General features: G+C 65.4%; 24 protein-coding genes and 1 pseudogene. 15 read left to right on the top strand and 10 right to left on the bottom strand.

Annotation, left to right across the window (positions count from 1 at the left end; all coding sequences use genetic code 11):
- Positions 1 to 17: 17 nt before the first annotated feature.
- Positions 18 to 848 (bottom strand): polyphosphate kinase 2, encoded by an 831-nt coding sequence (ppk2, locus tag V3G39_01950; GenBank protein ID XAS76824.1) that lies wholly within the window; start codon positions 846 to 848, stop codon positions 18 to 20.
- 159 nt (positions 849 to 1,007) lie between these two features.
- Here ppk2 and V3G39_01945 point away from each other — a divergent pair, with 159 nt between their 5' ends.
- Positions 1,008 to 1,841 (top strand): class II glutamine amidotransferase, encoded by an 834-nt coding sequence (locus V3G39_01945; GenBank protein ID XAS76823.1) that lies wholly within the window; start codon positions 1,008 to 1,010, stop codon positions 1,839 to 1,841.
- Positions 1,842 to 2,168: 327 nt separating this feature from the next.
- Complete coding sequence (locus V3G39_01940; protein ID XAS76822.1) at positions 2,169 to 3,395, top strand: hypothetical protein; 1,227 nt, start codon at positions 2,169 to 2,171, stop codon at positions 3,393 to 3,395.
- A gap of 117 nt (positions 3,396 to 3,512) precedes the next feature.
- On the opposite strand, the pseudogene V3G39_01935 reads toward V3G39_01940, so the two are convergent.
- The 3 genes and pseudogenes from V3G39_01935 to V3G39_01925 all read right to left on the bottom strand — a co-directional run bounded on the left by V3G39_01935 (position 3,513) and on the right by V3G39_01925 (position 5,445).
- A pseudogene (locus V3G39_01935) lies at positions 3,513 to 3,879 on the bottom strand (DDE-type integrase/transposase/recombinase).
- A 500-nt stretch (positions 3,880 to 4,379) separates the two neighbouring features.
- Positions 4,380 to 5,246, bottom strand: a complete 867-nt coding sequence (locus V3G39_01930; GenBank protein XAS76821.1) for a mechanosensitive ion channel family protein — start codon at positions 5,244 to 5,246, stop codon at positions 4,380 to 4,382.
- Positions 5,247 to 5,310: 64 nt separating this feature from the next.
- Complete coding sequence (locus V3G39_01925; protein ID XAS76820.1) at positions 5,311 to 5,445, bottom strand: hypothetical protein; 135 nt, start codon at positions 5,443 to 5,445, stop codon at positions 5,311 to 5,313.
- A gap of 157 nt (positions 5,446 to 5,602) precedes the next feature.
- Between V3G39_01925 and V3G39_01920 the strand changes: the two genes are divergently transcribed.
- From V3G39_01920 to V3G39_01880, 9 genes are all read left to right on the top strand, one after another.
- On the top strand, positions 5,603 to 6,967 hold the full coding sequence (locus V3G39_01920) for an NAD-dependent succinate-semialdehyde dehydrogenase (protein XAS76819.1): 1,365 nt from the start codon (positions 5,603 to 5,605) through the stop codon (positions 6,965 to 6,967).
- 433 nt (positions 6,968 to 7,400) lie between these two features.
- Positions 7,401 to 7,799, top strand: coding sequence for a rubredoxin (locus V3G39_01915; protein ID XAS76818.1), 399 nt, complete (start codon positions 7,401 to 7,403; stop codon positions 7,797 to 7,799).
- Positions 7,796 to 7,990, top strand: coding sequence for a ferredoxin (locus V3G39_01910; GenBank protein ID XAS76817.1), 195 nt, complete (start codon positions 7,796 to 7,798; stop codon positions 7,988 to 7,990). Before V3G39_01915 ends, V3G39_01910 begins: the two co-directional genes overlap by 4 nt.
- A gap of 4 nt (positions 7,991 to 7,994) precedes the next feature.
- Positions 7,995 to 9,185 carry an FAD-dependent oxidoreductase gene (locus V3G39_01905; protein ID XAS76816.1) on the top strand — a complete coding sequence of 397 codons (1,191 nt, stop codon included), beginning with the start codon at positions 7,995 to 7,997 and terminating at the stop codon, positions 9,183 to 9,185.
- Positions 9,186 to 9,195: 10 nt separating this feature from the next.
- Positions 9,196 to 9,819, top strand: a complete 624-nt coding sequence (locus V3G39_01900; GenBank protein ID XAS76815.1) for a TetR family transcriptional regulator — start codon at positions 9,196 to 9,198, stop codon at positions 9,817 to 9,819.
- 52 nt (positions 9,820 to 9,871) lie between these two features.
- The gene (locus tag V3G39_01895; GenBank protein XAS76814.1) at positions 9,872 to 10,966 is read left to right on the top strand and encodes an alkene reductase; all 1,095 of its coding nucleotides are present in this window, start codon (positions 9,872 to 9,874) and stop codon (positions 10,964 to 10,966) included.
- 45 nt (positions 10,967 to 11,011) lie between these two features.
- The gene (locus V3G39_01890; GenBank protein XAS76813.1) at positions 11,012 to 11,635 is read left to right on the top strand and encodes an AIM24 family protein; all 624 of its coding nucleotides are present in this window, start codon (positions 11,012 to 11,014) and stop codon (positions 11,633 to 11,635) included.
- 6 nt (positions 11,636 to 11,641) lie between these two features.
- Positions 11,642 to 12,328: an AIM24 family protein gene (locus V3G39_01885; protein XAS76812.1), complete on the top strand. Its 687-nt coding sequence runs from the start codon at positions 11,642 to 11,644 to the stop codon at positions 12,326 to 12,328.
- Positions 12,325 to 13,080: an AIM24 family protein gene (locus tag V3G39_01880; protein XAS76811.1), complete on the top strand. Its 756-nt coding sequence runs from the start codon at positions 12,325 to 12,327 to the stop codon at positions 13,078 to 13,080. The genes V3G39_01885 and V3G39_01880 overlap by 4 nt, the downstream gene beginning before the upstream one ends.
- Here V3G39_01880 and V3G39_01875 read toward each other — a convergent pair.
- Entirely contained in the window at positions 13,077 to 13,517 is a 441-nt protein-coding gene (locus tag V3G39_01875) for a DUF1810 domain-containing protein (protein ID XAS76810.1), read from the bottom strand. The two genes, V3G39_01880 and V3G39_01875, sit on opposite strands and share 4 nt — an antisense overlap.
- A 47-nt stretch (positions 13,518 to 13,564) precedes the next feature.
- Complete coding sequence (locus V3G39_01870) at positions 13,565 to 13,957, bottom strand: MmcQ/YjbR family DNA-binding protein (protein ID XAS76809.1); 393 nt, start codon at positions 13,955 to 13,957, stop codon at positions 13,565 to 13,567.
- A 126-nt stretch (positions 13,958 to 14,083) separates the two neighbouring features.
- Here V3G39_01870 and V3G39_01865 point away from each other — a divergent pair, with 126 nt between their 5' ends.
- On the top strand, positions 14,084 to 15,418 hold the full coding sequence (locus tag V3G39_01865; GenBank protein XAS76808.1) for a lipase family protein: 1,335 nt from the start codon (positions 14,084 to 14,086) through the stop codon (positions 15,416 to 15,418).
- An 11-nt stretch (positions 15,419 to 15,429) separates the two neighbouring features.
- Here the strand turns inward: V3G39_01865 and V3G39_01860 are convergent, their stop codons facing one another.
- Positions 15,430 to 16,365 (bottom strand): DMT family transporter, encoded by a 936-nt coding sequence (locus V3G39_01860; protein XAS76807.1) that lies wholly within the window; start codon positions 16,363 to 16,365, stop codon positions 15,430 to 15,432.
- A gap of 123 nt (positions 16,366 to 16,488) precedes the next feature.
- Here V3G39_01860 and V3G39_01855 point away from each other — a divergent pair, with 123 nt between their 5' ends.
- From V3G39_01855 to aroQ, 3 genes are read left to right on the top strand one after another with little or no spacing between them, the layout of a single operon-like run.
- On the top strand, positions 16,489 to 16,968 hold the full coding sequence (locus tag V3G39_01855; protein ID XAS76806.1) for a hypothetical protein: 480 nt from the start codon (positions 16,489 to 16,491) through the stop codon (positions 16,966 to 16,968).
- A complete protein-coding gene (locus V3G39_01850) occupies positions 16,965 to 17,303 on the top strand; it encodes a transcriptional regulator (protein XAS76805.1) in 339 nt (112 codons plus the stop codon). Before V3G39_01855 ends, V3G39_01850 begins: the two co-directional genes overlap by 4 nt.
- A 9-nt stretch (positions 17,304 to 17,312) precedes the next feature.
- Positions 17,313 to 17,753 (top strand): type II 3-dehydroquinate dehydratase, encoded by a 441-nt coding sequence (aroQ, locus tag V3G39_01845; GenBank protein ID XAS76804.1) that lies wholly within the window; start codon positions 17,313 to 17,315, stop codon positions 17,751 to 17,753.
- A gap of 21 nt (positions 17,754 to 17,774) precedes the next feature.
- Here the strand turns inward: aroQ and V3G39_01840 are convergent, their stop codons facing one another.
- From V3G39_01840 to V3G39_01830, 3 genes are all read right to left on the bottom strand, one after another.
- Positions 17,775 to 18,515 carry a hypothetical protein gene (locus V3G39_01840; protein XAS76803.1) on the bottom strand — a complete coding sequence of 247 codons (741 nt, stop codon included), beginning with the start codon at positions 18,513 to 18,515 and terminating at the stop codon, positions 17,775 to 17,777.
- A gap of 101 nt (positions 18,516 to 18,616) precedes the next feature.
- On the bottom strand, positions 18,617 to 19,618 hold the full coding sequence (locus V3G39_01835) for a cation transporter (GenBank protein ID XAS76802.1): 1,002 nt from the start codon (positions 19,616 to 19,618) through the stop codon (positions 18,617 to 18,619).
- 10 nt (positions 19,619 to 19,628) lie between these two features.
- The gene (locus tag V3G39_01830) at positions 19,629 to 20,861 is read right to left on the bottom strand and encodes a helix-turn-helix domain-containing protein (GenBank protein ID XAS76801.1); all 1,233 of its coding nucleotides are present in this window, start codon (positions 20,859 to 20,861) and stop codon (positions 19,629 to 19,631) included.
- Positions 20,862 to 20,954 lie beyond the last annotated feature (93 nt).

Here is a 20,954-nt window from a genome sequence, read left to right as displayed (position 1 = left end):
GATCACCGAGCGGGCCGCTAGCGGTGGAGCAGCTCGGCGCAGTGGTCCGGCACGTAGGTGGTCTGCTCGCGAGGCGGTCGTTCGTAACCTCGCGACTGAGGGCGCGGCGGCAACTCGAAAGCTGGCGGCGGCACGTCGGTGTACGGGATGGTCGAGAGCAGGTGGGCCATCATGTTGAGTCGAGCGCGCTTCTTGTTGTCGCTCTCAACGACGAACCACGGCGACTCGGGCAGGTCGGTGTACAGCATCATCTCGTCCTTCGCGCGGGAGTAGTCCTCCCAACGGGCAATCGACTCCAGGTCCATCGGCGAGAGTTTCCACTGTCGAAGCGGATCCTCCAGGCGAGAATGGAAGCGGCGTTGCTGCTCCTCGTCACTGACTGAGAACCAGTATTTCCGCAGCAGGATGCCATCCTCCTGAAGCAACTGCTCGAACGTCGGGCACTGGTGCATGAATCGCTTGTATTCAGCGGGCGTACACAGGCCCATGACCTTCTCCACGCCCGCTCGGTTGTACCAGGACCTGTCGAAGAAGACGATCTCCCCCGCACCGGGCAGGTGCTCCACGTAGCGCTGGAAATACCACTGGGTGCGCTCGCGCTCACTGGGCACCGGTAACGCTGCAATCCGGGCCACCCGCGGGTTGAGGTACTGCGTGATTCGTTTGATGGTGCCCCCCTTGCCCGCCGCGTCGCGACCTTCGAAGATGATCACGATGCGCCGGTGCTCGGCCTTGGCCCACTCCTGGACCTTCACCATCTCCGCCTGCAGTCGCAGTAACTCCGAGTTGTAAACCGAGCCCTTCAATTTGGTTGCGGCCCCGGTCTTCTGCTGTCCATGCTTCGCCATCTTCGGAAGCCTAGCTGCGGCTGGTCGGTAAAGAAGGTGTATGGATTGGGAATTCGTCGCTCTGTGGTGATGCCTGGCGACCCCTGGTGACAGATGGTCGACTTCGCGTTGAGAATGGGGCTGGCTTGGTTGGGACGGGAAAAGGGATCGGAGGTACTTATGTGCCGGTGGCTCGCATATTCCGGATCTCCGGTCCTGGTGGAGGACCTGCTGTACAAACCCCCGCATTCCCTGGTCGTGCAGAGCCTGCATTCCCAGTTGGGAGCCGAGACGACCAATGGCGACGGGTTCGGGCTCGGTTGGTACGACGATCGCGAGATGCCGGGCATTTTTCGTAGCACGGAACCGGCGTGGAACGACATGAATCTACGTGAGCTGGCAGGGCATATCGTCTCGACACGCATTTTTGCCCATGTCCGGGCCTCGAGCGGTTCGCCGGTCCAGCTGACCAACTGCCACCCGTTCCGTGAGGGTCGATGGTTGTGGATGCACAACGGCGGCATCAACGGCTTCGCTGAGCTGAAGCGCGACCTGGTGCTGGCCGTCGACCCGGCGCTGTTTCCGAAGATTCAAGGCAGCACCGACTCCGAACTCATGTTTTACCTCGCCCTCACGCTCGGTCTCGTGGACGACCCGCCTGCGGCGGTGGCCCGGATGGTTGCCCTGGTGGAGGACTGTGCGCGCCGCCGGGGCGTGGCCAGTCCGGTGCAGATGACTGTCGCGACCACCGACGGCCAGACGACGTGGGCGTTCCGTTACGCCACTCAGGGTCCGCAGCGGACGCTGTTCCACAGTGCCGACATTTCGACGTTGAAGCATCAGTACCCGGATAACCCGGCTCTGCATGATCTGTCCGATGATGCCCGCCTCGTGGTCTCCGAGCCGCTGGGTGACCTCAAGGGAGAGTGGCGTGAGGTTCCGCAGTCCAGCTGCGTGATCATCGGGGCAGGGCGTGAGGAGCTGCGTCCGTTCACGCCGGCAAAGCCCGGCTGACCGGCTGAGGGGCCGGCCTCGTCAGCGGCATAGGCGGCTGTTCACAAAGCAGGGTGTAGCGACCGTCAGGTGTGGGTTCCCAACTCTTGACCAGCAGGTTCGAGGCCGACCTTGTTCCCAGGTGCTGGCTTCTGTGACCGCGTCGTGCGTCGGGTTGGCACCTGTTCTGGTGGATGTCCGGACAGCCGATATTCCCCGGAATGACGGGTCCAGTCACGTTTCGGCCACGGTGACCATCCACCTCTTTTATAGTGAGCAAATGTAGCTATTCTTCGATCTATCGACGGCCGACAGTGTGGGGAGCCGTCTCCTTCGAAGGAACGCATCATGATTCGTAGGCTTGCCATGCTCGCTGTCATACCCGCTCTTGGCGTTACGGGGATCGCCACCGCTGGGATCGCTACTGCCGGGGCCGCCCATGCGGCGCCCGCCCCATCGCCGGTCCAGCAGAATTTACAACGAGCCGCCGCGCTCATTCATCCGGCAGCTGCCACCACTGCAGGCGGTAACTGCAACCTGATGGCGCCCAGCACGGCGCGGGTCGTCAGCGAAACCCGCGCCGTCCCCGTTCAGATGACCGGCAGTTGCGCGGCGAATCCGGGGTCGAAAGCACTGTGGTATGTCGGTTCGAGTTTGAACACGTCGCGTGACGGGGTGATCTTCGACGGAGTAACCCACGGCGACTGGAATCTCTACGCTGACACCCCGCTCGGCACTCGAACCTGGCATGGATGGGCCGCAGTCGATGTGACTGGCAAGGTTGCCTACCAGCAGAACGCCCCCCAGACAACCGTCAAGGTTGGCTCGTGGGCCGGTCTGCAGGCCAACCGGTCGGGTGGCACGGTCACTATCGACACCCGCGCGGTGCGCTACGCGACCAGCCTGAACCGCAACATCGCCTTGACGGGCACCACAGGCGTCATCCAGTACCGGGCACCGGGCACCAGCACCTGGACCGACCTGGCGAGGTTCACCACCGACTCCGGCGGCGCCGCGCATTACACGGACAAAACGGCCGCCGCCCGGCAGTACCGAGCCGTTTACGCAGAAGGCACCTACATGTGGGGTGCGACCAGCCCGACGGCTTCGGCTCCGGCCGGCGCGGCGGGCACCGTCGCGCTCCTCAGGAGCGGGGACACGTTCAGCACCGCACAAAAAGGTGTCGTGTGTCAGGCGCAGGCCGCCGGCCTCATCTGCATGTTCCATTCCGCGCAGCCGTACAACGTGTCGGCGGCTGCGGCCAAGCGGATCTGCGGCAACGCTGCCTTGGAGGGAGTGGTCCTGGGCGCTACGTCGTGGAGGTGGGACTGCGCAACCGATGTGCAGGTACTGCCGACCGCAGCAACGAATGCTTGGGCTGCCCGTTACAAGTTCCCGATCGACCCGGGTGTGAATGCGCCGATCGTTCCCGCGAACTGGTCGTTGAATGTCGACGGGATTCCCTGCCACGTCTCCAGCAACGGGGTCCTGGGGTGCGCTGCGACGAAGGTTAAGAACACCGGGTTCGTTGCGGACAGCCACTACGTCTACCCGCGCGGGGTCAATTCCAACTGACCAACCCCACCCCGGCCACACAGCCGCTCATCCACTGCCCCCACCCGGCGGTCGGTGAGCGGCTTTGACCTATTGGCCTGCTGCGGTGATTTAGGACAGCGGATTTGATGGGTTTCTCTACGTTGCCGTTGCCGGCTGGAGGTGACCGTAGTGCACGTCGTCGGGACGGTTTGTAGCCAGCGCAAAATGGCGCAGGCCCGGCTCTACCCGTCGAAGAACGCATCCCCAGATCCTTGATGAGCTCGCGGTAATCAGCCGAGGTGTAAGTGCTGCCTCTGTCGGAATGGAAGATCGCCAACGGTTCGATCCTCGTGGTCAAGGCGGCGTTCACCAGCGCGTCCGCAACGAGCTCGGTGCGTATGTGGTCTGCGATCGACCACCCCACCACTTTCTTGGGGTAACAGTCGATCACCGTGGCCACCTGGACGAACCCGGTCCACGTATGCGTTCAAGTGATGTCTCCAACAAACTCGGTCCCCATCCGAGGCGGCAAAGAACCATCACGCGGGCCGTGAGCATGTCACGACGCGCCGCAACGTCAGGACTGGGCCGGGAGGGGTGACCTGGCTCGGGGGGAGCCGGTGGGCGACTTGATTCAGGGCGAGGTGGGGCCTGCTGATGTTGTCTTTGGCAGGGGTGGGCTTGTTGTGTTTGGCGTCGTCGGGGCCACCGAACCCGTAGTGCTGGGAGAGGGCGCAAGGACAGGGCCACTCGGTGTCGAGGTCGTGAGCGATGGCCCACTCGTCGGCGACTGCGATGATGGTGTCGGTTCGCCCGTGCGCGTTCGGGGAACTGTGGGTGGTGGCGTGCCGGGGCTGGTTGACTGGTGGGTGGGCTGTGCTGGGCTGCGGCCTGGAGTCGCCGGTGGGGCCGGGCGCACCCACAGGTAGAGCATGAACACGGCGAGAAATACCACCAGCAGTACCATGGTGGACCGGCGCGGCCACGACAGATCCGGCCCTGACAGGCCTGGGGGTAAGCGCATCAGCCTGCCTCCGTGGCCGGGGTTGGGCCGGCGTCTGCTGAGACGGTCACGCCGGCCTGGGCGAAGGCGTCGGTGATATGGGCGCGCAGGGCCCGGCTGACTTCGAACTGGCGACCTGGTTGGGTGCGGGCAATGACCCGGATCAAATAATGGTCCACTTCCAGGGATTCGATGCCGGTGACGGTTGGTTCGTCGAACAGCAGCGGGTGCAGTATCGGGTCGGCGAAGGTGGCTTGGCCGGCCTGGTGCAGCAGTTGCGTCGCGAGGGGCACCCCGACGGAGGTGGGTACGGGCACATCGACCACGGCTCGGGCCCAGTCTCGTGACAGGTTGACCACCTGTTGGATCAGCCCATTGCGGATGATGACCATCTCACCGTCCAGGGTGCGTACGCGGGTGACCCGCAATGTCACCTCCTCCACAGAACCACTGATTGGCGGGGTGTTCACCCCGAAAACGTTCAACCGGACCACGTCGCCGTACCCGTACTGGTGCTCAGAGATCAAGAAGAATCCCGCCAGTAGGTCCTGCACGATCTGTTGCGCACCGAACCCCAATGCGACACCGACTACGGTCGCTGGCGCTACGAATCCGCTGATCGGGATCTGCAACAACTTGATCACCATGACAGTCGCGACGCAGTAGAGCATCGCGACCACCATCCAGGTAAGCACCTGGGTCATCGAGTGGCGGTGCTTGGCCCGCTCGGAGCGCACGACCTCGTCCAGGTCGCTACTGGTCTGGTCGACGTGGTCGGTAATCCGCCCGCCGAGCCAGCCCACGAACCTGGTGAGCAGGACTACACCGAGAACGACCAGCACGATGAGTAGCCCGTTGCTACGTGCCCAGTACGACAGGTCATTCACTGGGGGGAGCACCAAGAAGCCACCACTTTCACCGCGGGTCGGTTTGCTGTCGAATACGTGAAGATCATTCTCGCTCGTCGGCCTGGGCGTGCCCGGTGGAATCACTGTGGCCCAGCAGGTCACGGCGCAACCCTCCCATCGAATGCTCCGCCACCGGCAGCGAGTGGTCCATTCCCAGCAGGTCGGGCAGCACATTCACACCAAGATCCGCGACGATGAGGCCGTACGTCTCGGTCTGCCGGTGTTCCGGATCTGCGTCCGAGCCTTGGCCACGTCGTCGTGACGGTGATCAACGACTGCCAGGTGATGAGGGGTAGAAAGGAAGGAGACACCCGGACCGACGAGAGGCGTACACGATGACTGACTACCGCACTGAGAATCCTGCAAGCGGAAAGGTCCTGGCCACCTTCGAGGAACTGGATGATGCAGGCGTGCAGGCCGCGTTGAATGCTGCACACACCGGGTTCGCTTCATGGCGCCGCACCGACGCGGCAGACCGCGCGGCAGCGTTGAGCCGGACGGCGGACCTCTACGAGCAGCGCTCCGATGAGCTGGCTTCGGCCATCGCCACCGAGATGGGCAAGCCGGTCAAGGAGGCGGCCGGCGAGGTCGCGCTCGCCGCCTCGATCTACCGCTACTACGCCGAGCAGGGCCGCAAGGGCCTGGAGCAGGACACTCTCGACGAGCGCTCCGTGGTGCTCAAGGAGCCGGTCGGGGTGTTGATCGGGATCATGCCCTGGAATTTCCCGTACTACCAGGTGGCCCGTTTCGCAGCGCCGAACCTGCTGCTGGGCAACACGATCCTGCTCAAGCACGCGCCGATATGCGCTGCATCGGCCCTGTTGATGGAGCAGATCCTGCACGAAGCCGGGGTCCCGGCAGATGCGTACCAGAACATTTTCGCCAGCAACGAGCAGATCGCGGATCTGTTGACCGACCCGCGGGTGCAGGGCATCTCGCTGACCGGTAGTGAGCGGGCCGGTTCGGCAGTCGCAGAGACGGCTGGGCGCAACCTGAAGAAGGTCGTGCTCGAGCTGGGCGGCTCCGATCCGATGATCGTGCTGGACTCGGCCGACATGGCGCGGACCACGAAGGTCGCGGCGCGGGCCCGGCTGTCCAACTGTGGGCAGGCCTGCAACTCCCCGAAGCGGATGTTCGTAATGGCCGATCTCTACGACGAGTTCGTCGACGGTTTGACGCAGCAGTTTGCGGGCACGCGGGTCGGTGACCCGTTCGAGGACGGGGTGCTGGTCGGTCCGATGTCCTCCTCGGAGGCGCTGGACCGCCTGGAGGAGCAGGTCAAGGACGCCATCGACAAGGGCGCGACGGTGCGTACCGGCGGTGGGCGGTTGGACCGGGACGGATATTTCATGGAACCCACGGTGCTGACCGACGTCACTCCGCAGATGCGCGCTTTTACCGAGGAACTGTTCGGCCCGGTGGCCGTGGTCTACAAGGTCGACTCTGCCGACGAGGCCGTCGAAGCGGCCAACGCATCGCAGTTCGGGTTGAGCGGATCGGTCTGGACCAGCGACGTGGACAAGGGTCGCGCCGTGGCGCAGCGGCTGGACGTCGGGATGGCATTCGTCAACGAGCACGGCACCACGGCGCCCGATCTGCCGTTCGGTGGAGTGAAGCGCTCCGGGTACGGCCGGGAGCTCGCGTCCTACGGCATGGACGAGTTCGTCAACAAGAAGTTGGTGCGCGGCGCCCGTAAGTAGGAATAGCCCTTGACAGTGAACTTTACAAAAGAGCATTTTTTGTAAAGTTCACTGTGACGGGAGCCACCAGCATGACGACATACGAAGCATTGGGGACGGTGCCGCAGGGGTCGACTCAGATCTGGCGCGATCGCAAGCGCTATCTGTGGCTGATCGGCTTCGTAGTGCCGTCCCTGGTGTTCGTGGCCTTTGTCGGCTACCTGGCGACCGGGTGGGGCGTGTGGTTCTGGCTGGGGCCGATGGTGATTCTGATCGTCGTGCCCGCCATCGACCTACTGACCGGACTGGACCGAAGCAACCCGCCGGACAACGTGATCGAAGCGCTGGAGAACGACAGGTACTACCGCAGGGTCGTCTATGCCTACCTGCCCATCCAGTACGTGGGGTTCTGCTCGCCAGGTACGCGATCAGCGGGGGCGGGCTGTCGCTCGACGTGGCCGACAAGGTCGCCATCGCCATCTCGATCGGCGGCATCGGCATCAACACCGCTCATGAGTTGTGTCACCAGAAGGAGAGCATCGAGCGTTGGCTCTGCAAGGTCGCTCTGGCACAGGGTTACCCCCTCACCGGACCAGCGACCGTGGTCGTAGAGCAGTCGGCAGCGCGTCGCCCGCTTCTGCTCGCCCAGGTCGACGTCATCGAGGATCCCGCCGAGATCCTCGATCAGCAGTGCCCCGGCTGCGGATATATCTACGACGAAGCGATGGGCGCGCCGCGTGAGGGTTTCCGGCCCGGCACCCCGTGGGCGCAGGTGCCTGACTCATGGACCTGCCCGGACTGCGGAGTGCGCGAGAAGCTCAACTTCGTCCCGATACGTAAGATCGGTGCATGATGCGGATCGTTGCCGATCTCGCCAAGTGCCAAGGCCTCGGTATGTGCGAGGCGATGGCGCCCGATCTGTTCGAAGTGGGGGACGACGACCTGGTCGAGGTGTTGGACGATCGTCCGCCGGAGAGTGACCGCCCGTTCGTCAAGGCCGCGGTCGATGCCTGCCCGGTGCTCGCGCTGACGTTGAGGGGCTGATCCGGTGCAACGACTGGTCATCGTGGGCGCCTCGCTCGCCGGGCTGCATGCGGCCCAGGCTGCGCGCGCTGCTGGATTCGACGGGTCGGTGACGATGATCGGGGCCGAGCAGCACCCCCCGTACGACCGGCTGCCGCTCTCCAAAACATTGCTGGTCGCGGACACCGCAATGGAGTTGCCGGTCTTTGCGGAGTTCGGGAAGCTGGGCGTCGAGCCGATGTTCGGCGCGCCCGCGACCGGGCTCGACGTGGTCACCCGCAACGTGTCCGTCGGCGGCAGCGACGTCCCGTACGACGCGCTGGTCATTGCGACCGGGTCGACTCCGGCGATGCCGTGGCCGGATGCCACGGAACTGGGTGGGGTACACGCGCTGCGCACCTGGGAGGATGCCGTCGCGGTGCGTGCCGCCCTGGACGACTGCGCCCGCGTGGTGATCGTCGGCGCGGGGTTCATCGGCGGTGAAGTGGCGACCGCTGCTCGCGCCCGGGGGCTGGACGTGACGATCGTGGAGCTGGCGCAGGTGCCGCTCGAGCGGGCCTTGGGTGCCTCCATCGGCGCTCACTGGTCGGGTGCACACGAGCGCGCGGGAGTCACGTTGCGATGCGGAGTCGGGGTAGGTGGTTTCGCATCGATCGACGGGCGATTGACCGGGGTCGAGCTCGATGACGGGTCGCTGCTGCCAGCTGATCTCGCAGTCCTCGGTGTGGGGGCCGTGCCCGCAACCGACTGGCTGCGCAACAGCGGGCTCACCCTTCACCAGGACGGCGGGATCGTCTGCGACGAGACGCTGTCCGCTGCTCCCGGTGTGTATGCAGCGGGCGATGTCGCCTGGGTGCCAAGCTCGCTCGCGGCGTCGGGGTGGTCGCGGACCCAGCACTGGATCAACGCCGCGGAGCAGGGTGCGCTCGCCGGGGGCAACGCCGTTCGCCCCGCAGCAGTGGCGGCGCAGAAATTGACGAGCATCCCGTATTTCTGGACCGACTGGTACGGCGAGCGGTTGCAGTTCGTCGGTGTCCTGGCCGATGACGTGCGGGTGATCCGGCCCGCGGCTGAGGGCCTGATCGCTGTGTACCTGCGTGGTGACCGGGTCGTCGGTGCGGTCGCTATCGAGGGCAGGCGGCACATCATGAAGCTGCGCCGGATGATCCTTGCGGGCACGAAACTAGCCGATGTACAGGCGCTCGTCGTCGCTTAGAGTCGCCGCTGTGCGTAGTCAGGAGCGTCCGGATCAGGTGACCCCGATGCCCGAGCGGATCCTGTCCGCGACCGCCGAGCTGATCGTGAATGACGGGTGGTCCGGCATGACAATGACCAAGGTCGCCGCTCGTGCGGGCGTCTCCCGGCAGACGGTCTACAACGAATTCGGCACCCGTCCCGCGCTCGCTCGAGCGATCGTCATGCGCGAACTGACTTCGGTGCTGGCCGGTGTGGAGCCGGCATTCTCAGCTCATCCGGGGGACGCGGCGGCAGCAGTGCGGGCCGCCGTGTTGACGGTGCTGCAGTACGCCGAGCGGAATCCGCTACTGGGTGCGGCGTTGGTCGGCGGCCCCGGAAATGAACTGTTGGCACCGCTGACGGTCGACAGCGGGTTGTTGTTGCAGAGCGCCAAAGATGTCGTCCTCGCCCAGCTGAGCAGCTTCGGGCTGGAGTTGGCGCAGGAGGAGTTGCGCGACGGGGTGGACCTGATCGTGCGCGCGATCGTCAGTCACATGCTGCAGCCGTCCGGGAGCAGCGGCCACACGGCGGATGCAGTGTCGCGCGCAGCGACGCGGATGTTCGGCCTGCCCCGACCGGATCCTGGGATCGGGGAATGCGGCGAGTGCTTCTGAGGTTGGCAGGTCGTAGAAGGTTTGATTATCTATCCGTTCCGGAGGAACTCCCGTGCCTACTGCTTTCGACCCCATCCGTATCGGTGCCTGGGATCTACCCCAGCGCTTCGTGATGGCCCCGCTGACCCGCAACCGCGCCGCTGAGGGCATGGCCCCCGCCGACCTCAACGTCGAGTACTACGCGCAGCGCGCGACCGCCGGGCTGATCATCACCGAGGGCAGCCAGCCCAGCGCCGTAGGCCAGGGCTACCTGAATACACCCGGTATCCACAGCGAGGCCCAGGTGCAGGGGTGGCGCAAGGTCGCCGACGCCGTGCACGAGCGTGGCGGCAAGATCGTCATCCAGTTGATGCACGCCGGTCGAATTGCTCACCCGGACAACAAGAACGGCCTGGAGTCAGTGGCTCCCAGCGCACTCGCCGCACCCGGCCAGATGGTCACAGCGACCGGTAGCGTGCCGCACCCCACCCCCCGCGCTCTGGAGACCTCCGAGGTCGCCGGGATCATCGAGGACTTCGTCTCCGCGTCGCGCAACGCCATCAAGGCGGGCCTGGACGGCGTCGAGATCCACGCCGCGAACGGTTACATCCTGCACCAGTTCCTCGCACCCTCCAGCAACGAGCGCACCGACCTTTACGGCGGCTCGCCCGCTGCTCGCGCCCGCCTCACGATTGAGGTCGCGAAGGCCGTCGTCGAGGCAATCGGCGGCGACCACGTCGGCATGCGCATCTCGCCCGCGCACAACATCCAGGGCGTCCTGGAGCAGGACGAGACCGACACACGCGCGACGTACGAGGCCCTGGTCGACGGCATCGCGCCGCTCGGGATGGCCTACCTCAGCATCCTGGCCGACCCGGCTCTGCCGCTGGTCGCGGACCTGCGCACCCGTTTCGGCGGCCCGATCATTGCCAACTCCGGCTTCTCCAGCGTCACCACGCTGGATGAGGTGAACGAGATCCTCGAGCGCAACTACGCCGACGCGGTCGCTGTAGGCCGTGAATTCATCGCCAACCCCGACCTCGCCGAGCGCTGGAAGACCGGCGCCGAGCTGAACGAGCCGAACCCGGCGACGTTCTACGGCGGCGGCGCCGAGGGCTACACCGACTACCCGACACTGGACGAGCTGGAAGAAGAGCGCTCCGCCTGACCTGCCTTATCGGTAACCTCCTGCATGAGAGCAGGGAGGTAACCGATGGCTCAATTGACGCAGCGGTCCAAGAGGATCCTGGAAGCGCGGCTGGACAACTCGTCGGTCCGCGCGGTCACCGGGGCGATGGTGTCCTACCAGGGCAGCGTCGCGTTCAAGAACGCCGGGTTCGGCGGCGGAGCGGGGGTGATGGCCGGGTTGAAGCAGAAAGCGACCGGGGAGGCGCTCACCCTGATGGAGTGCACCGGCACCGGGCTCGTCCAGTTCGCGGTCAACGCCCAGTACGTAACCGTGCTCGACCTCAACAACGAGTCGATGCGGGTCGAATCGCAGCAGATTCTCGCCTTCGCCGGCGCTTTGCAGACCAATGTGCAGTTCTCCGGCCTCGGCGGGATGAGTAGTGGTCAGGGCCTTTTCACCACCACGGTGAGCGGAACCGGCCAGGTCGCGTTGCTCTCCGCGGGTGGTCCGCTGATACACCTGGAGGTCAATCCCAACCTGCCGGTCGTCGTCGACCCGGACGCGTTCGTGGCGGCCAAAGGTCAGCTGCAGCAGTCGTTCGTGACGGATGTCTCCTGGCGTTCTGCGATCGGTCAGGGCAGTGGCGAGGCGTTCTCGTTGCGCTGGTCCGGCACCGGCGTCGTCTCGATCCAGCCCGCAGAGCGGTGATCGGCGATGTTTGAGAAAGTCAACAGCAAAGTGGTCAAGGTCAACCTCGGTCTGACCGGCCCGGTCGTCGCTCGGCGAGGGGCAATGCTCTTCTATACCGGCCACGTCACCTTCTCCCCCCACCAGATCCCCGGTGCCGGCGGGATGGGCATGGGCGGTCTTGCCGGTATGGCGGGCGGCATGGTGCGCGGCGAGCACGAACGCACGATGATCGCGCAGGGCAAAGGCGAGGTGCACTACGGCTTCAAGGGGCTCGCGGTACACGTCATCGACCTACGCCAGGGCGGCACCGTTACCGTCGACGCGTCCCGGATGCTCGGCTACACAGCATCCATGCAGGCCTCGATCGTCTCTACCCAGTCGCAGAGCAGTGGTGGCGGCGGGCTACGCGGAGCCCTACGGGGCGCAGCGACCGGCGCGTTGACCGGAAACGGGCTCTTCACCACCCAGCTGCAGGGCCAGGGCGTCGTCGTCGTGGTCGCGCACGGCGAGGTGATGGAGTTGCAGGTCGGCCAGGAGCCTGTGGTGGTGGATCCGCAGGCATTCGTCGGCACCATCGGAAGTGTGCAGACAAAACTCGCATCCGCGATGAGTTGGCGCGATGCGGTCGGGCGTGGATCGGGTGAGGCGATGCAGTTGCAGTGCACCGGACAGGGCGTCGTACTCGTGCAGGCATCGGAGGAGAAGCTGTGAGTGACGTGGTCAATCCCCTTGCGTTGCAGGGTAACGACAACATCCCCGGCAATGAATACGCGTACTACATCAACCTCGATGGGCCCGGCAAAGCCTGGATCATGTCTAAGGGCGCGATGATCGCCTACTACGGCGAGATGCGTTTCCAAGCGCTCACCCAGAGCCTCGGCGGCGAGTTGCGATCGATGATCTCCGGCTCGTTCAGCGCCCCGATGTACCTGCAGGACTTCGTGGTCGCGGACGGGCGTGGGTTGCTGATCATCGGCGACCGCGGGTATTCGATCAACTCCTACGATCTGGATGACGGCAACCTGACGGTCCGCGCGGCCAATCTGCTGGCCTTCGAGCCGGGAATCCAGCTCAACCAGTCGATTGTGCCCGGCTTCCTCACCCTGATCGGGACCGGTAAATTCCTCGCGTCCTCCAACGGCGAAGTGATGTTCGCCGAGCCACCGCTGAGGGTGGACCCCGAAGCGCTGGTCGGCTGGGCCGACTGCCCGTCACCGAGCCTGCACTACGACCAGAACTGGATCGACGGGTTCATGGCCGCCGGTGCCGCGATGATGGGCGTGAACAGTGGTGAGGAGCAGCAGTTCGACTTCACCGGCACGGGAACCGTTCTGATCCAGTCCAGCGAGAAGATCAGGGATGACGGCGACATCGTGCGCTCGATCCAGCAACAGTTGCCGGGTATGTCCCAGGGTGGGTTGGCGCAGATCCAGTCCCGCATCCAGGCGCAGCTGCAGAACTAACTGCCCAGCAACTCCTGCGTGCGTGGATCGAGTTCGGCCTCGAAATACCGCTCGAGTACCCGGGTGAAGAGCACCTGTTCCGGGTCGGCGCGCACGAAGAGTGTCATCGACGACTGGAGTTTCGCGGCGTCGACCTCGCCGAGGATCTCCGTCGCGGATCTACGGTGCCGACCCAGCAGCGCCTCACCCGATTTCAGCAGCCGCGACCGCAGGAGCGGATGAGCCAGGTAGGCGCGGGCCTCCGCTACACCGGATACCGCATACCGCTGGGACATCTGGCTGCTGCCCAGGCCCGCGACCTGCGGAAAGACGAACCACATCCAATGCCCGCGCTTTGCTCCGGCATGTAACTCTCCCAACGCCACGGTGAAGATCCCGTCAGCGTCCTGCGCGCAGACGAAACGGTCCAGGTCGAACTGGTCCAGGCCCTCGCTCATCCGACGAGGGTACCGAGGGCTTACCCGACGGGCCAGGCTCGAGAAGTTCAGCCTGCGAGTTGGGCAACGAGATGTTGCGGCGCGGTGCGGCGATAGGAGGCGTCCAGCAACTCGCGCACCTCGTCCCAGTCCGGTGTATCGGCAGCGAGGTCCAGACCCAGCCAGCCTGTCGGTCCCAGGTAGGCCGGTACGAGGAACCTACCGTCCTCGAGCAGCGCCTGGCGGTCGTCCTCCTCGGGGAGAAAGAGCAGCGCGCGAGACAACGACTGCGACGTATGGTCACCCTTGATCGACCCGCCGTAGTAGGCGAAAACCTTCACGGTGAAGAACGTCGGGCGCCCGTGTGCAACCTTCTGCTGCGCTTCGGGGAAGCTCAGCGCCATCGTGCTGAGTCGATGCAGCAGCGGATCGCGATCGTCGTACATCTGCGGGTGCACCATCGCGAAAGGGTAGCGCCAGCTAAGTTACTCAACCGTAGACAACGAGGTAACCCGTCAGTAACATCGGCCAATGTGATGTCGCCCTCCCCACGTCACGCCCGGTATAACCGCCCGAAAGGCACCACCATGAACGTTTCCCGTCGCTGTGTCGGCACAGTCACGGCGTTGTGCGTCGGCACGAGCGCCCTCGGTATGACGGCGCTGGCACCCAGTGCGCAGGCCGAGGTCAGCGGCGGGGTGACGATCCCTGCGTTCTACAACCCACCAGCGACCCTGCCGACCGCCAACGGCACGATCATCCGTAGTGAGTCGGTTACTCTCGGCGTCGGTCTCAACATCCCCGGCATCGTCGGTCCGCTGCCTGCCACGGCGACGCGCATCATGTACAAGTCGACCGACTTCGCGGGCAAGCCGGTAGCCGTGACCGGCACCTATCTCGAGCCGTCCACGCGGTGGATCGGCGGTGGCCCGCGCCCGCTCGTTACCTTCGCCGAAGGTACCCAGGGTCAGGGCGATCAATGCGCGCCGTCAATTTCGCTCACCAGGGCACTGACGGTCACATCGTCGACGTTGAACGTGAACTACGAGATCCCCAACATCTACGGCTTGCTCAACAAGGGCGTCGCCGTTGTCGTGAGCGACCTCGTCGGCCTCGGCACCACCGATCGGGTGCACTCCTACGTCAACCGGCTCGACTCCGGTCACGCGGTGCTCGATGCCGCGCGCGCCGCCACCCACGTAAGCGGCGCCAGCGTCACCCCGCAGTCGCGCGTGGCGACCTACGGGTACTCCCAGGGTGGGGAGGCCTCAGCTGCGGCGGCGGAACTCGCACCGACCTATGCCCCCGACCTCAACCTCGTCGCCGGGTATGCCGGTGCGCCACCCGCCGATTTGACGAAGGTGCTGCCGGGTATCGACGGCACAGCGCTGACGGGCGCGATCGGTTACGCGATCAACGGCTTCACCGCGGACTACCCGGCCCTCAAGGCCGTCATCGACGCCAATGTCAACGCGACCGGCAGGGCCGCGCTGGCGAAGGTGGCAACGCAGTGCACCGTCGACACGGCCCTGAGTTTCGGTTTTGCCAAGACATCCTCGTGGACCAACAGCGGCCAGTCGATCAGTGCAATCGTCGCGGCCAACCCTGCTGCTCAGGCCGTGATCGACGCGCAGCAGATCGGCAAGCTCACGCCGACTGTCCCGATGCGTATCGCCAGTGGCACCCAGGACGACATCGTCAACCACGCCCAGGTCAGGCAATTGGCGCTGGACTGGTGCCGTAAGGGCGCGAAGGTGCAGTACGTGCCCGTGCCGCAGTTGCTGCCCTCAGGCGGCACCGCGCTGAATCACATCGGACCCGCCCTCGCAGATGCACTGCCGGCGCAGTCCTGGATCGTGTCGGCGTTGAGCGGCCAACAGGTGCCGACCACCGGTTGCGGTTGGATCCCCTGGATGGCGTGACCGGGTAGTCGTCACTGCGATTTCGGGACGGGTGCCGCGGTCGGTTGCTCGGGTTCGATGGCTGCCAGCTTTGCGATGGCCACCGACATCAGACCCAGGAGCGCGATCATCGCGACCGGCACCCACCAGCCGTGCCGCAGTATTTCGTCGTAGACGACGATACCGATGACGACGCTGGCCAGCGGATCCACGACCGCGATGGTGGGTTGGCTGGCCACCAGCGGCCCGGCCTGGTAGGCCAGCTGGCACAGCAGGATCCCCGACACCCCGACCACGACGACCGCGTACGGCGCCCAGCTGGTCACGAATGTCTCGAAACCGGCGCCGAACTTCTGGGTGCTCGTCTTGAGCAGTGCCGCATTGATCGCGTAGAGGATGCCGACCGCTATACCGAGGGACATGGTGCGCCACCGCATCCCCGCCGCGCGGCGGGCGGCGACGACGCACGCGGCAATGACGACAATTCCGACGACCGCGGCAATCGATGCGGGAATGGTGTCGACGCGTTCGTATTTCGCGTCGACCGAGCTGATACCGGAGACGAGTAGGAAGCCGCCGAGCGACACGATCAACATGGCGGCCCACGGGATCTCTGCCCGGGGCATCGTGCGGGCGCCGACATGGCGCAGCGCGAGCGCGAAGAGCAACCCGACCGACAGCAACGGCTGGACCACGGACAACGCACCGAGGTGCAGTGCGACGACCTGCAGTCCGAGGCCGACCAGATCAGCGACGAGACCGAGCAGCCACAACGGGTGCAGCACGGTGGCCACCCCGAAACGCCACAGCGCGCGAGCCGTGAATGCGGACAGCTGAGGAACGCGCGTCGCGGTGCTGTGTTTGAGGACCGCAGACATAGCGAACGCGAAGGCGCTACAGAGGGAAACAACGACGACGAGGACGTTCCCGGTCATCCGGTCGACCCGTTGCAGCCGGACCCCGAGCATGCGCGCATGGCCCCAGCATCGCCGATGGGGGCTGTGAATTCACCACGGAAACGCCGAGGTGCGCTGGGGAGCACCTCCGTGAATCGCTTGCCATGATGGAAAGTTGACGCTACAGTTTCCATTATGGAAAGCTATTCGGAATACCCGGAAGCACGCGAAGCTCTTGCAGAGATGGAGCGCGGTGAGGCCTCGCCGTACGTTGATTACCCACGCACGCCCGGTTGGTACCCACTCACTGTCGGCGTCTGGGCCGGTGCACTGGTGCTCGCCATCGCCCTGTTGCAGCGCAGCACCTGGCTCGGCGCTCTCGCCATCGTGGGCCTGGTGGTTCTCGAGGGTGCGTTCCTGGGCTGGTACCAGCGCCTGCACGGCGCCCTGCCCTCGCTGCGAAACCCCCCGGCGGAGTTCCGGCCGCTGTTCCAGAGGTATGCGTTCGGTTTCTGCACAATCCTCGGGGTGGCTGTCGCACTCTGGTTCATCACCAATCCCTGGGTCACCGCTATCGCAATAACCGTCTTGGCGACGGGCGGCATCGCAGCGTATGAACGTGCGTACGCAGCGGCGGCAATACGCACGAGGGCCCGGCTCGGGCGTACCGCGTGATCGACGGACTGGACCCGGTCATACACGCGCCGAAACGGTTGGCAGCCATGGCGATCCTGGCGAATACGAGTGCCGCGACCTTTACCTCCCTACGCGAAAGGCTCCAGGTCAGTGAGTCCGACCTCTCCAAGCAGATGGGCGCGTTGCAGCGGGCCGGGTACGTGTCGGTCAGCAAGCTGGGCCGGGGTCGAGGCGGGGTCACCCGATACAACATCACGGCAGCTGGATCGGTCGCGTTTCGCAGTCATCGCGCAGCGCTACGTGCCCTGATCGCCGAGGTCGACGTCGGCGAGGTCGAGGTGTTCGCGCATGACGATTCGGTACCGGCGGGATAGGTTGCCGACATGTCGATCATCGCCGTCGTGAACGGTCCCAATCTGGACTTCCTCGGCACCCGGGAGCCGGCAATCTACGGCGTCGAGACGCTGGCTGACGTGGAGCTGCGCTGTCTACAGACGGCTGCCGGGTTGGGCGCCGAGGTCCGGTTCTTCCAGAGCAACAGCGAGGGTGGGCTCGTCGACCATCTGCATGAGCTGACCGGGGTGGTCGACGGGCTGATCATCAACGCCGCGGGTTACACCCATACGTCGGTGGCGATCCGCGATGCGGTGTCGTTGCTAGCGGTGCCGTTCGTGGAGGTGCACATCTCCAATGTGCATGCGCGCGAACCTTTCCGGCATACGTCGTATCTCAGCGACCTGGCGTCCGGAGTGATCGTGGGCTGCGGGGTGCAGGGCTACGACTTCGCGATCGAGCGGCTTGTCGCGCTGCTCGCAAAGTCGTGACCCTGCACGTCTGACGCGTCCTCAGCTGGTGACTGCGGGCGTCTTGGCGGCCGGTTTCGCTCCCGGCACGCGGTCGACGACTTTGGCGAGCTGGGTGTTCACGTCCTTGTCCAGCGCTGCGAGCAACGTGGACGTGCTGACCTTGTTGGCCGTCGCAATCTGCTGCAGGGTCTGGCCCTTGCGCAGGTCCGCCCGGAGCACGTTCGGAGTGATCTTCAAGGTGCCGGCCAAGCTCTTGACGTCACCGCCGATGCCGGGGATGGCCCGCAGATTCCTTCCGTGGCCCTTCGCATGGCGCCCACCATCGTGCTTGCGCGTGCCCGCCTTCGGCGGCATCGCGTTGCACTTCTTGTCCCTGCCAGCCGGGGGTCGGATGGTGAGTTTGGTGTTGATGAGGGTAGCCACCCTGCTGTCCGCGGTCGTGTCCAGCCGTGAGAGCAGCGTGGCCCGTGAAACGCCGTGACTCGCAGCGATCTGTGTCAACGACTTCTTTGCGGCGCGGCCGGACTTCAATCCAGCCACATCTGTTCCGGCTGCTTTGGCGATGACCGCTGGCGTCAGGCCGAGAGTCCTCAGCTCCCTCCGGGCCTTCGGGTGGTGCCCGATGGCTGCCTTGGGGGCACTGGTCGAAGGGGCGGCGGTGGAAGGGGCGCTCGGTGCCGACGAAGCGGCGTACGCGGGCACGGCGACACCGGCGGCTGAGGCGGCAACGACAACCCCGCCGCCGATGAACTTCATTTTCCTGGAAATGTTGCGAATCATACGATTGCGCCTTTCGGGTCCGGTCGGGCGGGGGCCTGACTACTGGAACAGAGTGAGGCGGTTTACTGCAAAGGTCGCAGGGAATTGCTGTGGTGCAGCTGTCAGTCCGTGTGATCCGCGCGAGCGCGTGCGTTGCCGCCGGGGATCAGGGATTCCTCGTCCGGTAGCGACAGGGACAGGACGGCGTGCTCGATCATGGCGTGGCGTCGTACCTTGTCCTCGACCTCCTGCAGACGTACGGCGAGTACGGACTCGCGCTCGTCGCCCACCAGGTCGACCGAGGCCACTACGAAGAGCTTCTGCGGACCGACAAATTCCAGGTGCAGGTAGGTCACCCGTTCGATGGCCTCGTTGTCGAGCAGAGCCTGCAGCGCACGCTCGCGCACCGGCCCGGTGATGGCTTCGCCGACCAGGAACTCACGGTTGCGGTTGACCAGGAATACCGCGACAACGGCGAGCATCACCCCGACGAGGATCGATCCGAGCGCGTCCCACATGGCGTTCCCGGTGATCTGGTGCAGCGCCACACCGGTGGCCGCGATCAACAGACCGATCTGCGCGGCGGCGTCCTCGAAGAAGACGGCGCGCAGGGTCGGGTCGGAGGTGCGGGTGATGTACCGCAGCGGGTGCAGCCCGGCTTTACTGGCCACCCCCCGCGTCTGGCGCAACGCCTGCAGGAACGAGCTGCCTTCCAGTACGAAGGCAATGGCCAGGACGATGTAGTTGATGACATAGTCCCCGGCCTTCTCACTGGAGCCGAGCTGCTGGATCCCGTGCCCGATACTCACGACGGCGCCGGCTGTCAGCAACCCGACGGCGGCGAACATCGACCAGACGTAGGCCTCCTTGCCGTAACCCAGTGGGTGTGCCTCGTCTGCTTTCTTCGCTCCCCGTTTCTCCGCGACCAGCAGGAATATCTCGTTCCCGGAGTCGGCCCAGGAGTGCGCGGCTTCGGCCACCATCGAGGCGGAACCAGTCATCAACGCGGCAGCCGTCTTCGCGATCGCGATGACCACATTGGCCGCGAACGCGATCAGCACGGTCCTCAGGCTGTCGCCGCCCTGGTCGGCTGCGGACGCCGTGTCGTCGCTGGTGAGAGTCACATCCGCCACGTTACTTCGCGCCAGAACGCAGACCGGATGGAGAGACGGATGGCGATGGGTGCAGCGCGATGAGCAAGGCCATCACCGTATCGGGGTCGGTGAGGCGCTCGCCGTACAACTCGCGGATCTGGCCCATGCGGTAGCGGACGGTCTGCGCGTGTACGTGCAGTTCGGCGGCCACCTCGTCACGGCGACCCTGGTGCAGCAGCCAGGAACGCAGCGTCTCGACGTGCCGTTCGTAGGACGAGGAGCCCGGGTCGCCGAGTGGCGCCAGGACCTGGGTGCGCAGGTCGGCCAGTTCGGTCGGCGCCGATGCCAACACCAGGTCGGCCAGGTGATCCTCGGTGTCGATCAGCCGTCCGCCGCCGATCCCCAGGCCGACATTCATCGCCCGGACTGCCCGTTCGTACGACGCTGCGACCTCCAGCCAGGGCCTGGCGGGCCCGACATACGCCTCACGGTCGGCGAGCAGCCGCAGGGCCCGGCGGCGATCGGCCACCAGCAGCACGGTGCGCTCGGATCCCTCGGTGTATCCGGGTTCCTCAGCCGCTCGCAATGTGTTGGGCCCGAGACCGGACAGCAGCGGACCGAGCCTGATGGACGGCAGCACCACCGCCGTCAGGCGTCGTGGCGGCGCCCAGTCGGCACGGGCCGCCAGCTCGCGCACCACTTCTTCACTGCGACCGGCGATCAGTGCAGAAGCGACCCGCTCCCGTCGTCGCTCGGTGGTGCGGTCCTGTTGCGCGAGCGCTGTTGCGTGGCCCTCGACGCTGGAGGCGGTCAGTTCATCGATGTAGGTGAAGACCAGCTCGGCGAACTGCGCTGTTGTTGCCGCATCCAGGCCCGCTGCGACCGCGGCGGTCGACATCTCCCGCCAGGCGACGCGCGCCCCGATCCGGTATGCCGACAGCAACGCGTCCATCGGCCGTCCGCTGTGTGCCTCACCGCTGCCCAACCGGTACGCACCGTCGAGCGCGTATGCGTGGGGGGTCGGATCGCCCTTCTGCCGAGCGGTCGCCATCCGCAGGAAGCCGCCCAGCGCGGCCTGCACCGCAGCCTCGATGACCCCGCGCAACTCGCCGCTCGGGGTGCGCGCGTACTCCGGCACCTCCACAAAGATCTGGTCGACACATTTCTCGGCGAACGTGGGTAGTTGAGCCTGCAGCCACGCGGAGACTTCCGGCGCGAACTGCAACGGGGCATAGTGCGACGAGGGCTCGGGGAAAGTCTGGCTCTCACTCATGACACTCCGCTCGTTTGTTCGCTACGAACAATATACCCACGCGTATTCACATAGTGCAGACAAGAAACTGTCCGGTTGGGCGGTCCATCATGT

This window comes from Dermatophilaceae bacterium Sec6.4 (assembly GCA_039636865.1).
Lineage (GTDB): Bacteria > Actinomycetota > Actinomycetes > Actinomycetales > Dermatophilaceae > Allobranchiibius.
Note: the sequence above shows the minus strand (reverse complement) of the source record. Positions and strands in the feature narration are given on the sequence as shown.